Source organism: Tychonema sp. LEGE 07196 (assembly GCF_963890365.1).
In the GTDB taxonomy this organism is placed as follows: domain Bacteria; phylum Cyanobacteriota; class Cyanobacteriia; order Cyanobacteriales; family Microcoleaceae; genus Microcoleus.
The window spans coordinates 1-14,359 of the sequence record NZ_CAWPRX010000071.1; the positions used below are offsets into that span (position 1 = coordinate 1).

Annotated in this window: 14 protein-coding genes; 7 read left to right on the forward strand and 7 right to left on the reverse strand. The window is 44.8% G+C overall.

Annotation, left to right across the window (positions count from 1 at the left end):
• The 4 genes from AACV78_RS09305 to AACV78_RS09320 all read left to right on the forward strand — a co-directional run.
• Window positions 1-866: CHAT domain-containing protein (locus AACV78_RS09305; protein WP_228042662.1), on the forward strand; the 866-nt coding region annotated here is incomplete at its 5' end.
• 66 nt (window positions 867-932) lie between these two features.
• Entirely contained in the window at window positions 933-1,331 is a 399-nt protein-coding gene (locus tag AACV78_RS09310; RefSeq protein ID WP_194012380.1) for a hypothetical protein, read from the forward strand.
• 193 nt (window positions 1,332-1,524) lie between these two features.
• Entirely contained in the window at window positions 1,525-2,700 is a 1,176-nt protein-coding gene (locus AACV78_RS09315) for a hypothetical protein (protein WP_194012381.1), read from the forward strand.
• Between the two features lie 113 nt (window positions 2,701-2,813).
• Entirely contained in the window at window positions 2,814-3,383 is a 570-nt protein-coding gene (locus AACV78_RS09320; protein WP_194012382.1) for a Uma2 family endonuclease, read from the forward strand.
• A gap of 63 nt (window positions 3,384-3,446) precedes the next feature.
• On the opposite strand, the gene ruvC is transcribed toward AACV78_RS09320, so the two are convergent.
• From ruvC to AACV78_RS09335, 3 genes are all read right to left on the reverse strand, one after another.
• Complete coding sequence (ruvC, locus tag AACV78_RS09325) at window positions 3,447-3,980, reverse strand: crossover junction endodeoxyribonuclease RuvC (RefSeq protein ID WP_194012383.1); 534 nt, start codon at window positions 3,978-3,980, stop codon at window positions 3,447-3,449.
• 134 nt (window positions 3,981-4,114) lie between these two features.
• Window positions 4,115-5,221, reverse strand: a complete 1,107-nt coding sequence (bchI, locus tag AACV78_RS09330; RefSeq protein ID WP_194012384.1) for a magnesium chelatase ATPase subunit I — start codon at window positions 5,219-5,221, stop codon at window positions 4,115-4,117.
• 163 nt (window positions 5,222-5,384) lie between these two features.
• The gene (locus AACV78_RS09335; protein WP_339383546.1) at window positions 5,385-5,591 is read right to left on the reverse strand and encodes a DUF4926 domain-containing protein; all 207 of its coding nucleotides are present in this window, start codon (window positions 5,589-5,591) and stop codon (window positions 5,385-5,387) included.
• 485 nt (window positions 5,592-6,076) lie between these two features.
• On the opposite strand from AACV78_RS09335, the gene AACV78_RS09340 reads away from it, so the two are divergent.
• The 3 genes from AACV78_RS09340 to AACV78_RS09350 all read left to right on the forward strand — a co-directional run bounded on the left by AACV78_RS09340 (window position 6,077) and on the right by AACV78_RS09350 (window position 12,710).
• Complete coding sequence (locus AACV78_RS09340; RefSeq protein ID WP_228042663.1) at window positions 6,077-11,626, forward strand: S8 family serine peptidase; 5,550 nt, start codon at window positions 6,077-6,079, stop codon at window positions 11,624-11,626.
• A gap of 389 nt (window positions 11,627-12,015) precedes the next feature.
• Window positions 12,016-12,417 (forward strand): hypothetical protein, encoded by a 402-nt coding sequence (locus AACV78_RS09345; protein ID WP_194012385.1) that lies wholly within the window; start codon window positions 12,016-12,018, stop codon window positions 12,415-12,417.
• The gene (locus AACV78_RS09350) at window positions 12,414-12,710 is read left to right on the forward strand and encodes a type II toxin-antitoxin system RelE/ParE family toxin (protein WP_194012386.1); all 297 of its coding nucleotides are present in this window, start codon (window positions 12,414-12,416) and stop codon (window positions 12,708-12,710) included. The genes AACV78_RS09345 and AACV78_RS09350 overlap by 4 nt, the downstream gene beginning before the upstream one ends.
• On the opposite strand, the gene AACV78_RS28710 is transcribed toward AACV78_RS09350, so the two are convergent.
• From AACV78_RS28710 to AACV78_RS09365, 4 genes are all read right to left on the reverse strand, one after another.
• Window positions 12,697-12,795: an element excision factor XisI family protein gene (locus tag AACV78_RS28710; protein ID WP_228042664.1), complete on the reverse strand. Its 99-nt coding sequence runs from the start codon at window positions 12,793-12,795 to the stop codon at window positions 12,697-12,699. The two genes, AACV78_RS09350 and AACV78_RS28710, sit on opposite strands and share 14 nt — an antisense overlap.
• Window positions 12,796-13,050: 255 nt before the next feature.
• Window positions 13,051-13,383 (reverse strand): type II toxin-antitoxin system PemK/MazF family toxin, encoded by a 333-nt coding sequence (locus AACV78_RS09355; protein WP_194012387.1) that lies wholly within the window; start codon window positions 13,381-13,383, stop codon window positions 13,051-13,053.
• Complete coding sequence (locus AACV78_RS09360; protein ID WP_194012388.1) at window positions 13,368-13,562, reverse strand: DUF2281 domain-containing protein; 195 nt, start codon at window positions 13,560-13,562, stop codon at window positions 13,368-13,370. Before AACV78_RS09360 ends, AACV78_RS09355 begins: the two co-directional genes overlap by 16 nt.
• Before the next feature lie 234 nt (window positions 13,563-13,796).
• Window positions 13,797-13,979 carry a PIN domain-containing protein gene (locus AACV78_RS09365; RefSeq protein WP_228042665.1) on the reverse strand — a complete coding sequence of 61 codons (183 nt, stop codon included), beginning with the start codon at window positions 13,977-13,979 and terminating at the stop codon, window positions 13,797-13,799.
• Between the last annotated feature and the right edge of the window lie 380 nt (window positions 13,980-14,359).

Consider the following 14,359-nt stretch of genomic DNA (forward strand, 5'->3'; position numbering starts at 1 on the left):
AAGCCCCCCCCTTGCTAAGGGGGCCTCAAGAGAATACTCCAATCTCCCCCTCACAAACTGAGACTTTGAACACTCCGGTTCCCCCCTTAGCAAGGGGGGCTAGGGGGGTTCTCTCCATCCTCAGCATCGAAAATCCCCACAGCGTAATTACCGATAAAAACGGCCAAGAAAAAAGATTCGCCCCTCTCCCCGCCGCCGAAATCGAATCGGAAATTATATGCCGAATGTTTCCCAAATCTACCCGACTCGGAGAAGACGCAGCCACCCTCGATGAAGTCGAAAGATTATTGCAGCAGCCGCACGATGTTTTTCACTTTACGGGCCACGGCAGCTATAATTTTGATAATCCCCTAGAATCCACTTTATACCTCAGCAACACCCACCGATTAACAGTCAGACAAATTATCAAACATGACCTCAAAAACTACAAATTAATTTGCCTTCCCGCCTGCGAAACCGCATTGACAGACAAACAAACAATTCTCGCCGAATATGTAGGATTGACTAGCGGTTTTATGCGCGCGGGAGTTGGCTGTGTCGTCAGTACCCTGTGGCCCGTAGAATCCGGTGCGAGTGCGTTATTAATGATTTATTTTTACCAACGGTGGCGAGAAGCCGGCTATTCTCTGCCCGTGGCTTTAGCAAACGCTCAAAAATGGCTGCGAGAAGCCACCCGCGAGGATTTAGCGGCGTGGTATCAAGGGGAAATTGACAAGATTTCCGCAAACAGCGCCGAACAGTCTGAAGTTGAATTTATGCTAGGCCGACTCTTTAACAGGAATCGCCAAGCATTAGCTACAATGGAATTAGACCCACCCTATCAGCATCCCTATTACTGGGCTGCTTTCACTATCACAGGATTATGAAAGACACGCAAGACGAGATTTTTAAAGCTTTTATTGTGGCGCGCGCTAGTCACACAAACTGAACCTTTGCCTGCAGCAGTCCAATCCGAGTGCAATAAAATAGGTGAAACTTTCACAACTATCGATATCCAAAGACTTGCTAAACTGCATCCACCTCTTCTAGTGGCTTATAACGAAGCTGATGGTTGGTTAGTAAATCACAGTAACGAACGCAACAAAGGATTAGATTGTGTACCGAATGCTGAATTTGAAATAAACAACACTACTAATATTGAAACTGATAATAGCGCTAGCGACATCAGCGATTTGACAAATTTACCAGAAATTATCAAGAAAATCGAAGAAAAAATTGAGTCGCGCGGGTTTGGAGGATTCCTCAGAAAAATCTTGCAAGCTAAGGACTCAGTGCGAGCAAGTCGAGATACAATCTTATTGTCAAGCCCAGATGGTTTCGTCCATGAGTAACGAGAATTGGCTAATCTACCCGACTGTCGATTTGTTTGTCTACGATTTAGCAGACGGTATCGGGCAAAATGAGGACAAGATTAGCCAAAACCGCGAATAGTTTTGGGAAAAAATCTATGGCGACAAAATCTCGGCTTCGCAATTAGAAAAACTCAAGCAAGCTGAATCTGAAAATGCTGAGTATATCGAGTTAGTGGGCGATACAAAAACAAAATTAGCAGCATTTGAGTCTCCCCTCGATGGCTACGCTTATCCCGTGAAAATCGGCGATACCTATGCGGCACAATTTGACTTGTCTGGGAAAATAGAATCCGACAAGGAAAAGACTTTTGAACCGAAAAAAATTGACTGCTTGGAATGGCTGAAACAACAAGTAATTTCCCGTGTCAAGCCACCTGCAACAATTGGTCAAAGTTGGCTGGTTTGGGGACAATTGACTGCTGATGACCAAGATGCTTTAGCAACAGCTAAAAATTGCTATACTAAACTTAAGTTATTCCCGAATCCTAAATGGGAGAGAGATTTAAAAGTCACAGGAAAATTTTTAGGTGCTAATTTTTACGAGTTGTGGCTACCACCGGGAGATAGGAACAAGATTGAGCAAAATTATCACGTCTTAATTTGCTTGTTTCCTTACAATGGCGGTCAACTAATTGGCGATATTAGCAATACTGTCGCTAAACTTTACGTGCATTTAATGCGATTTTTTTTATTCCGCAATAAGGTGATTTGGGCTTACACTCAAAGCCGCCAACTTAAAACTGATTTGAAAGCTGCTGCGCGGACAATTCAACAAATTGTTACTCAACTCCCGGAACGGGTGAATGCGCCGAAAGTTGACTTGAAAGAATTGCAGCAAAGTTTGGTTAATTTGTTGACAATTTTCTCGGCTTATGCTAACTATATCAGCAGATTGGAAGAGCAAGAAAATACAATCAAAACTAATCTTAAAAATTATAAGAGACGGCTGGAAATTATCGGTAAGGACATGGGAAATGATGCCGAAGCTTTTAAGTTTATGGCAAATTTCAGCGATTTTGCTAAGGAGAAGTATGTTTGGCAAGTGGCGGCGGATAACAGGAGTTTGAGTGGGGGTTTGAGGTTGTTGGAAAATGCGATTGAGACGATTGAGGGGATTGTTGAGATTGAGAGGGCTAAGATCGATCGCACTTTGAATGTTACGATTGGAGCCGTGGGTGTGGGAATTGGCACTAGCGGGGTAGCCGCCAGCGTTTATGCAAGCGACATTAAAAGCCCCCCAAATCAGATGGATATGAATGCGGTTTTTGGGTTGAGTATGGGTTTGGGAATTGTAGCAGGTGCGTTAAGTGCGATCGTCCTAATTGCGATCGGTAAGAAACGGCGCTAAAATACATTAGTGGGAATTTAAGATAAATCACAGGAATCGGCGATTGAAATCGCTTTTTGTCAAACGAAGTCCGCGCAACGCGAGACTGAAGAGAGGAAAAGAGAGGTAATAAAATGACAACCGTTACTTTAAACTTAGATAGTGTCGAACTAACAGATGAACAGTTTTACCGTTTGTGTCAGAAGAATCGAGATTGGCAATTTGAACGGACTGCTAAAGGAGAAATTATCATTATGTCACCAGTAGGCGGAGTCAGCGGCAATCGAGAAGCCGATTTAATTGGCTTAGTTTGGATGTGGAATCAACGAACGCAGCTAGGGAGAGTGTTTAGTTCTTCGACAATTTTTAGGCTGCCAAATAACGGAGACCGTTCTCCCGATGCGGCTTGGGTTAGCTTGGAAAAATGGTCGGCTTTAACGGATGAACAAAGGGAGAAGTTTCCGCCGATTTGTCCTGATTTTGTGATAGAATTGCGGTCTCGCACAGATGCGCTGCGGCCGCTTCAGGAGAAAATGCAGGAATATCTCAACAGCGGTTTGCGTTTGGGTTGGCTGATTAATCCTCAAGACGAACAAGTGGAAATTTATCGTCCTAATCGCGAAGTAGAAATTATACAATTTCCTGTGAGTTTATCGGGGGAAGATGTGTTGCCGGGATTTGTGTTGAATTTGCCGATGGTTTGAATGGGAATTAGGAACCGGCGATTGAAATTAGGGCAACCACGGGGGGATTGCCCCTACGGAAGATTAAATTTTTACGGTTTCCAATGGGATTTTTTTCGGACAAATATCATCGTCGTACCAACCAGTCAAAGCCACCGCCAAAGCATCCGCCGCATCGTCCGGTTTCGGAATATAAGCCAACTCTAACTCCCGCGCTACGGCCTCTTGCACTTCAGATTTATCCGCATTACCGCGCCCAGTTAATGCTTTTTTAACTTGCGCTGGGGTAAACTCGAACAGCGGCACTCCACACTGCGCTAATACCAGTGTCAAAACGCCCCGCGCTTGGGCTACGAGTATGGTATTTCCCATTTTGTAAAAGAACAGTTTTTCAGCAATTGCCAAATCTGGTTTTATTTGTTCGATTACCTCGTGCAAATCATCATAAATTGTTTTCAATCGCTGTCCCATTTCCTGTTTGGGCGTTGTTTTAATTACGCCGCAATCAATCATGGAAACAACGTTTTCATCTTGTTTTCCGGGGATAATATGACAGGAAATTGCGCCGTAGCCGAGGCTGGCTAAGCCCGGATCTAATCCTAGAATTATTTTGTTCATTTATGATTAATTTTAACACAGCCGTTATTAACCCCGCCGAATAGAATTCGGGGAGTTTACGGGCACACAAACAAAGTCCGCCTGCGCGGACTAAGAGTGAATTCAATTATCAGTTTTGAGGGCGTTCCTCTTGACTACGAACTGGTTTCTAGACCGAATACTCGATCGAACACTTTGGTCACTTTATAGCCCGAATCGATCGATTCTAGCGGGTCTTTCCGCAATCGGTGCCGCAAACACAGGGTCATCACCCGGCGAATGTCGTCCACAGTGACCTCTGTGCGACATTCTAGGGCGGTGAAAGCTTTGGCGGCCCGATTTGTGACTAAATCGCCCCGCAGCCCGTCTACGTCCAATTCGGCGCAGACTTGGGAGATTTTTACTCGCAAATCTCGATCGATAGTTACTGATTTCAGCCTTTCCTGGGCTTCCACCAATTTCTCCTGCATATCGTCTTGTTGGTGCTGATATTTCGCGAGAAACTCTGAGGGATTTTGATCGAAACTCGATCGCTGTTCGACAATTTCTACTCTTAAATTCGGGTCTTTGACAGTCCGAATTTCGGCGTGCATCCCGAATCTGTCGAGCAATTGCGGCCGCAGTTCTCCTTCTTCTGGATTCCCGGAACCGATGAGAATAAACTTAGCCGGGTGGCGGATCGAAATGCCTTCGCGTTCGACAGTATTCCAGCCGCTGGCGGCGGAGTCGAGCAAAACATCGACTAAATGATCGTCGAGCAAATTGACTTCATCAACGTAAAGAATGCCGCGGTTAGCTTTGGCTAACAGGCCTGGTTCAAAAGCTTTAACTCCTTCGGCCAAAGCTTTCTCGATGTCGATCGTACCGCAAACTCGGTCTTCGGTAGCGCCGAGCGGCAAGTCTACCATTTGGACTTTTTTGCGGGCGATCGGCATTGTACCGTGATGCAAAGTGCGATCGCGCACCTCATCGCTCATAAAATCCGGATCGGTGGGATGACTGTTAAAAGGATCGTCAGCCACCACCTCAATTTCTGGCAGCAAGTCAGCGAGGGCGCGGATTGTGGTAGATTTGCCCGTACCGCGATCGCCCATAATCATCACTCCGCCAATTTTCGGATCGATGACATTCAACAGCAGCGCCAGTTTCATCTCCTCCTGGCCAACAATTGCAGTGAAGGGAAAAACAGCGCGGCGGGCTGCGGTGACGGTTGGCAGAGCGCCCGCATTTACGGTATTGCTGACTTCGGCAGTAGGACTCACAATAAATTCTTTACTCTAATGACAGTCCTCTATTGTGACATACAGGGGTACATTAGTCGATCGACTATTTCTGAGTTCGAGAACGCGCCAACTCTAAAACCTGTTGCTGGCGTTGATTTGAAAAACGTTCAACCGTCGCAGCTAATAGCTCAGATACAGACAACTAACGCCTTTTTTTCGCCTTCCAAAAAACTAAAAATTGCTCTGGCGATAGAGTACACAAAGCTATCATTTCGCCGGAGCGATCGCTAAATTCTACCTCATAAGTTCCATCACAATAACAATCAACAATTGCCCCTCTAATACCTAATTGCAAATTTGTTTCGGGCAATTTCACTAATAATTCGACTGCATCAAATAATTCTGGCACGATCGCACTTACCTAGGATCTACTTTCAATTTTACAGCCCGCGCGAGTGTTAAGAAACCGGGTTTTTTCCAGAATACTCGATCGCAGCACACAGACTCCAGCAAAAACCCGGTTTCTTTGGTATTTACGCCCCAGGAGTCAGAAACCGGGTTTTTTCGAGAATACTTGCTTACAGACAGCAGAAACCGCCACAAACCCGGTTTCTTTGGTATTTACGCGAGAAAGCAAGGGCGATCGGCCCCAAATATAAACTTATGTAACGATTTCCCGGATTTTGCATAAAACCCTCAACTTCACCCAGATATCTCTTTGAGGGCGCATTCAACCAACTATTTTTCCGGGGTAGTTTGACTGAACTTAACTTTGGGCGATCGGCCCCACACATAAACTTATGTAACGATTTCCCGGATTTCCCATAAAACCCTCAACTTCCCCCAGATATCTCTTTGAGAGCGCATTCAACCAACTATTTTTTAGGGGTACACATGGCTGAACTTAACATCGGGGCATTGACTGACAGCAGCAGCTACACAGGTAGCGTTGACACTACAAATATCTACGACCTTTACAAATTTAACATTAACAGTCCGGGAAGCTTCAAATTTGCGATCGACAGTTTAAGCGCGAATGCCGACATCGTTTTATTAAACGATAGTGGCGAAACACTTTACAGTTCCACCAACGCGGGAAATGCGACAGAAACAATTAGCGCTGACAGCTTAGTAGCCGGAGATTATACACTCAAAGTTTTGCAAGTCACCGGCGACATCAAATACACGCTGAATTTTTTAGCAGAAACGAGCACTCAACCAACCTCCGCAGACACTCTCACCGGTGCAAAATCAGACGATCCACTTTCCTCAAACAGCGCCGCCATTTCGGAAAAACCGACTGCTAATAAAGATGTCATTACAGGAGATGCTGCTGATGACAAGAATGTCACAGCAGAAATAACATCAGAAAATCCCGAAAAACCTGTTACCACAACTTCCGAAACAGCTTTAACATCCGAACCAGAAAAACCTGTCGCAGATTCTGAACCTGCGGTTGAAACAACATCAGAAAATCGCGAAAAACCCGTTGCCACAACCTCCGAAACAGCTTTAACATCCGAACCAGAAAAACCTGCCGCAGATTCTGAACCTGCGGTTGAAAAAACATCAGAAAACCCCGAAAAACCCGTTGCCACAACCTCCGAAACAGCTTTAACATCCGAACCAGAAAAACCTGCCGCAGATTCTGAACCTGCGGTTGAAAAAACATCAGAAAATCCCGAAAAACCCGTTGCCCCAACCTCAGAAACAGCTTTAACATCCGAACCAGAAAAACCTGCCGCAGATTCTGAACCTGCGGTTGAAAAAACATCAGAAAATCCCGAAAAACCCGTTGCCCCAACCTCAGAAACAGCTTTAACATCCGAACCAGAAAAACCTGCGGCAGATTCTGAACCCGCGGTTGAAACAACATCAGAAACTTCCGAAAAAACCGTTGCCCCAACCTCCGAAACAGCTTCAATATCCGCACCAGAAAAACCAGCAACAGCTACTGAAACTGCGGCAGAAACAACATCAGAAACTCCAGACAAATCAGTTACTGCTTTCCCAGATGCCAGCAAGCCAGAGGACGAAAAAAATACTGAAACCAACGTTGACGATACCAAAACAGAGAATGAAAATACTTCAATTGCGACTGCTGAAACCACAAAAGAACTAGAACCGACTGCGGATAAAAAATTAATCTCTCCCTTTACATCGGGGGTATTTACTGCCGATGCAACAGGTCGAATCGGTGTAGACTACACCTTTGACGGTGGGTCTTTCCAAGGTGAGCTGGCTTTTTTCAGTCTGGACGATTTAGATAAATTTGAACCCGGTTCGGAAGCATTCATTAAAGAAGTAGCTGCGCGTTCTTTAAGCAACTCTGTGAAAGGTCATGTAGTGATTAATGATGCTACAGAAGGAGCGCGTTTTTCTGGGGTGTTAGGAGAAGCTAATGCCAATGAAGGAGTCTACTTAGGAGTCAAGAGTTTTGCGGTAACTGCTGGGGGTAAATATGGGGTGATGTTGGTTCCCAACGGTAGTGTCAAGTCTGTGTTCGACAATCCCGCTGCTGGCGGCGATCAACGTCCTCTATTTTCTATGGCAATGGCGAATCCTGTGGAGGGATTTCACTTTGGTCAAATTGCCGATGTGACGGGGGAAGGCAATACGTTTGTGATGGAGGATATGCGGTTAGATGGAGGGAGTGATAAAGATTACAATGATATCATTTTCCAAGTGCGGGGTGCGACGGCAAAAGCTGCTTTGTTGGATAGTGCGATCGATCCTGATAAAGAGTGGCGGACAACAGATTTAGGCAAGGCAATTATTGCTTATGCGAAACCTTACGTTACCCCGGAACCAAAACCAAATGTAGATGCCGAACTATCGGATTTGCTTGATGATTTGGAAAAGGAAGTTCTGCTGCCATCAACTTCAGATAAAGAGACTGAAAATAACCCAGCGCCTGCCACAAGTACCGACAAAGATACTACCGATCCAAACAAAGTTGAAACAACCGACAAGGTAGATACCAAGCCTACTGTTCCAGCGGTGACGACTGAGGCAGAAGTCAAAGATACTGAGAATAATTCTGGGGATTCGACTCAAGTTGAAACCAGCGATAAGGTAGATCCAAAGCTGTCTGGTACGACAACTTTGCCAACTGCTGACAAGGAAACTGCGACGGATTCGACTGAAAAATTACCAGTTGAAAAAACGCCTGTTCCGCCCGCGGCAACTGAGGTAGAAGACAAAGTTACTGAAGCGCCGGTGGCGACAATTTTGCCAGATAAATCTACTGCTGATACGGAAGTTGCTGCAACGATGCCAACGGAGAAAGTAGAGACGAAACCGGAAGTTTTGCCAGCGGAAATCAAGGTGGAAGAGGAAACTAAACCGGAAGTTTTGCCAGCGGAAATCAAGGTGGAAGAGGAATCGCAGCCGGAAGTTTTGCCAGCGGAAATCAAGGCGAAAGAGGAAACTAAGCCGGAAGTTTTGCCAGCGGAAATTAAGGTAAAAGAGGAAACTAAACCGGAAGTTTTGCCAGCGAAAATCAAGGTAAAAGAGGAATCAAAGCCGGGAGTTTTGCCAGCGGAAATCAAGGCGAAAGAGGAATCGCAGCCCGCGCTAGTAACTGATGTAGAGAAAACAGAAACTACTAAAGTTTTTGTAGCCACAAATCCTGTAGAGTTGGCAAAGGAAAGTCAGCCAAAAGCGGCGATTCAGACTCAAGAGACTGCTGAAGTTAAGCCATCTTTGCCGGCGAAAGAGACCAATCTGGAAATTATGCCAGTGACGACTACTAACAAAGGTGAAGAGTTGCAGACGAAGGAAATATTTTCTGAGACTCCGGCTGTTAGTGATGTGGTGATTCCCAAAGAGTCGTTGCCGACTTTGCCGATAGTTGAAGAATTAACTGAGGATGATTCCACTACTGCTGAAAATCCCCAGCCATTTGTTGATAGTTTTCCTGCTAGTTCTGAAGTAGATTATTCTCTTTCTGCCAATTTGATAGCGCGATTGGAAAGCATGAAACAAAGTTTGATTAACTTGGGAAGTGCCGACGATCCGGGTGGGAATAGCAGCAACGAGACTTTGATTGCGCGTTTGGAAAGCGTGGTTCAAAGGTTGATGAGTTTTAATGAATCAACGCCTGTTTCGGATAATACAGTGACTTTAGTTTCGCGGTTAGAAGAAACAGTCGATCGACTAATTCAACTGCCCATCCAGCCAACCTTACCATCAATTGATGCGTCACAATTTGATTTCCCTGCTGCCAATCAACCGATAATCGGGGTGATTGACACGGGATTTGCCGGCAACAATCCCGATATTGACTACTCGCGAATTACTTGGGGACAAGACAGGGTAGATGGCGATGCTGACCCCAGAATTGAACCGGGTAAAGGCAACGAACACGGTACTCACGTGTTAGGAATTATTGCGGCTACTCAAAACAACGGTATTGGGATTGACGGTGTTAATGAAAAAGCGCCGATTTGGGCTGGAAGGGCGATCGGTTCTGGGAAATGGGCAGAATCTTTGGTTGAATTTGTCAATACTGCTGTTGAGTCGAAGCAACCGAATGCTGTTGTCAACCTGAGTTTAGATTTAACTCAAGTTAATCCCGACGGTAGCGTTACTACTCGCTATGAATTTACGCCGGAGGAAAGAAGTGCGATCGAATATGCGCGCCAGCATCACGTATTGCTGGTAGTTGCGGCTGGTAACGATGGCGGTGTGATGTCTGTTTTGGGTCAAGCTTCCCAGGAATTTGACAACATTATTACTGTCGGTGCGGTCGATCGGGTTAATGATGAAATTGCACTTTCTAAGGCTTACGATCGCACCGATTATTCCAGCTACGGTCGAGGTTTGGATATTGTAGCACCTGGAGGAAGTGTTCAGTATCCAGAGTTATCCACAGTCGGAGATGGTGTTGGGACGATGGCGGGAACATCGGTAGCGACGGCGAAGGTAACGGGTGCTGTTTCGCAAGTTTGGGCGGCAAATCCAAGTTTGAGTTATCGCCAAGTAATTCAAATTATCAAGGATACAGCTACCGATTTGAAAGAGCCAAATTGGGATGATGAAACGGGTGCTGGAGTGGTGAATTTAGAAGCTGCTGTCGCTTTGGCTCTAGCTACAATACCGCAAGATTATGATGTGGTAGCAACCTTAGTTCCTGAAACTTGGAGTGGCGAAGGGAAGGTAACACCTAGCGAACGAGCTGCTGCTAGTCCCTTCTGGCCCACGGTCGAATCAACCAACTTTTCTGCTTGGGTGATGGCAACAATTGGTGCAAATGTGCGATCGGGCCCTGGGACTAATTTTGCAAGAGTAGGTGGCTATCCTTATCAAGCAACTATCCAATTTGACGGTTGGACTTATGGGGAGCGCATTCCTGATGAGCAACTAGGAACTCCTGATGAGCGGTGGTATCGCATCGCAGGTACAAATAACTGGATAGCAAGTGCAATTGTTAACGGGAATGCACCCGGATCTACCCCGCTACCACCAGCACACAATTCAACTCCCGATCAGATTAATATTGAGAAAGGTCGAGTTAGCTCGCGAGTTGGTAGTTTATCTCTGAATTTAAGGAGTCAACCTAACACTTCTCAGCCCATAAATGGCAGGCTACCTGCGGGTACGGAACTAAATATTTTGCGCTCTGTAGAAGGAGGAACTTACAGTACCCCTAATGGCAATCGAAATGATTGGTATCAAGTTCAAGTTAACGGTCAGACTGGCTATGTTGCTGCTTACTACGTTGATAAAGGTTCTAGTTCACCCCCACCACCGGAATCAGGTTTTGTCAACTCAAATGTTGGTGGCGCGCCGCTCAATTTTAGACAAGAAGCATCTACCAATGGAAAGGTTATTACCAAATTAAATCAGGGTACAAAGCTGAAAATTTTGGGAAGCGTGACTGGTGCGACTTATCAACCAGGTAATCGCAATGATTGGTATGAAGTCGAGGTGAATGGCAAGCGCGGGTTTGTTGCTGCTTACTACGTTGATCAAGGTTCTAATTCGGGCGGTGGTAATTCTGATGGTGGTAATTCTGGTGGTCCAATTACCACTGAAGCTCAGTTCATCCAACGGTTATACGGTCATGGCAGTGGTGTAGTCACTCAGCGTCCTAATTCCAAACACTGGGCGATTGATTCTGTCAGTCAAGGCACTTATCCTTACAAAGTTTATGCTTTAGCAGGCGGAACAATTACATCGGTGAGGAAAGATCAGTACGGAGGTTTGTATGTTGATGTCTGGAACGATCAGCTAAAAAGAACTTTCCGATACCTTCACTTTCAAGACTTTGCTCCGGGCTTGAAAGTTGGACAAAACATTAATGCAGGACATTATCTTGGTATTGAGGGCTACAGTGGTTATACTATCCCTAAAGGTCCTGCTGGTCGGCATACTCATTTTGCCATAGTTGCTAATGGTGTAGAACAAGACCCCTGGCCTACATTAAGACAAATACCTTGATAAAGTTAGTGGCAGATTTTTGTCTTGGGTAGCGAATGCTCGCACTTCCTCCCCCATCTGAAAGTGCGAGATCCCTTTACTCCTTTTTCACGGGCGAAGGTCGAGATCCCCTTTGGAATAAATCAAAATGTGCGAGATCCCTTAACTCCTTTTTCACGGGCGAAGGTCGAGATCCCCTTTGTCATCAGTCAAAAGGTCGATCGCCCTTAACTCATCTTTCTCAACCAAGGTCGAGATCCCCTTTATCATCATTTAAAAGCGCGAGATCCCTTAACTCCTTTTTCACGGGCGAAGGTCGATCGCTTTTTTGGAATTAGTCAAGAAGTGCGAGATCCCTTTACTCCTTATTCTCAACCAAGGTCGAGATCCCTTTTGGAATTAGTCACAAAGTGCGATGCTTGGGATTGCAGATGGGCGATCGCTATTCCCCAAAGAACGATCGCTTGCCGATTTGCTACGATAAAGTAGAACTATCCTGCAACAAAAGGTCGAATACGATCGTGCAAATCACCCTTAGCCAAGCCCAAACCCAAGTTCTCGAAACCCTCGTCAAACAAGGGCAATACCCCTCTTTAGAAGAAGCGATAAACACCGCCTTACTGTTACTGATTGATGATGTTGCGCTACCCGATGCCGATCGTAGCCCAGAATACTTAGTCTGGGCCGAAGCAACGCGCAAAAAAATTGACATCGCACGGGAACAAGCACAGCGTGGCGAAGTGTTAGAAGCAAACGTGGTGCTAGCTCAACTGAGAGCGAAAGTGCAAAGCGCCAAAGAAGCAGCAGTATGAAACGTTTGGTTATTACGATTGATGCGAGTCGAGATTTGTCAGAAATTTCTGATTATTTTCTAGAGCAAAGCATAGATGCAGGCGATCGCTTTGTCGAAGGTTTTGCCAAAAAATGTCAGTATCTCGCCGAGTTTCCGTATTTGGGCCGATCCTACGATCGGTTGGCTCCTGGTTTGCGAGGCATACCGTTGATGGACTACATCATTTTTTACCAAATTGTTGGAGAAGGTATTGAAATTTTGCGAGTAATTAGTGGTTATCGTAATTTGCAGACTGTTTTCAATCAAAACTGATCCAGAGTTTCTCCTCGAAAACTCGCAGATGCACGATAGTGCTGTGAACTCGGCGATCGCAATTCCATCCAAAACTAACCAGCAAATAACGATCGCGAGATCCCTTAACTCCTTTTTCACGGGCGAAGATCGAGATCCCTTTTGGAATCAGTCACAAAGTGCGAGATCCCTTGACTCCTTTTTCACGGGCGAAGGTCGAGATCCCTTTTGGAATAAGTCAAAACGTGCGATGCTTGGGATTGCAGATGGGCGATATCCCTTTCTAGACCAAAAGGGATCTCGCACAAAACAATCTAGTCAAACAGCATTTTAATCAGAGGGAACGCTTGAAAATAGAGAATTACTGCTGAAGAATTTCAATAATCTTAGCGATCGCCTCGTTTAATTTCTCAGTTTTAAGCTGACCGGCTTTATAAAGTATAATTCCTCGATCTGCGGTAAACAAGCGATTAGGTCTAATGTTGCTAGTTTGGTTAAGTCCACCCTCACTAAAATCACTACTTTGAAGGGTGATAGCATAGCGATCGGCGATTTTCTGGCTAGTAATCTGACAAAGAATTAGATCGTCTCCTGCCAAAGTTGCGATTATTAGAGCCGGTCGGCGCTTGGCTTGTGTCAAATCTGAAAATGGGAATGGAACAACTACTGCATCACCTTTTACAAATTCTGCCATGCTTCATCTTCCTCTAACTTTAACCAGTCTTTTTCCAAAGAAGATTCACTGAGCAGGCTTGCTTCTAACTTGTCTTTATTGTATTTTAATTTGAGAAATTGCAGAAAATTCCAAACTTCTTCTAATATAAACTCTGGAATATTCTCTACTTCCTTAAGCAGTAATTCTTTAGCGTTCATCTCATTTACCTATAAAAACATACTAATTGAGGTCATGCGTAACTCCTATCTATTATAGCATCATTGAGATTAGCAGCTCATCGCCCAGATTCCTCTGCCTCCTTTGGCTCAACATCAGGAAATTTAGCCAATTATATAGCAATCCTAAATGATTTTCTTGCATTATTCGCGAGCAAGATGCTGACAAATGCAAGGGTTCTGGTCTCGATCGATTTTGCGGCTGATTTAGGACTGCTATAACTGCTCAAAAATCTGACGATCGTCTTGAGTTAGCCCCGGAAACACCAAAAACTCAATTTGGCTAATAACTGAAACTCCTAGCCAATCAGCATCTTTAAGTAATTCAATGAGTTGAATATTTCCTTGAAGCAGAGCAACAATAGCATTCGTATCCAACACATAGCGATTACCACTCATCGCGTAGATTCCTCTGCATTGTTACCGCATCTCCCCGCCAAGTTAATCGTCCCACCAAATCTGAGAAATCATAACTGTGTTTCGGCTTTGATTCTAACAGAATTGGATTTAAAATTACTGAAATTTCCTGTTATTTTAGCAATCGCAACGCAGCTAATATCACTTCTGAAGCTGATGAGTAGTTCCGTTTTTTACGGTTGATTCAACGAATTTTTCTAATTCAGGAGTTAAGGATATATTCATGATTTGGAGTCACTTATTTCAGTTAACTACTATTTTCATAATAACACAAATTCTCGCATTTTGTTATTAGACTTCTTGGAAAAATAGTTAGGACGGGCTCGCGTGCCCATCCCACAAAAATCTTTTTTCTTGTGGGA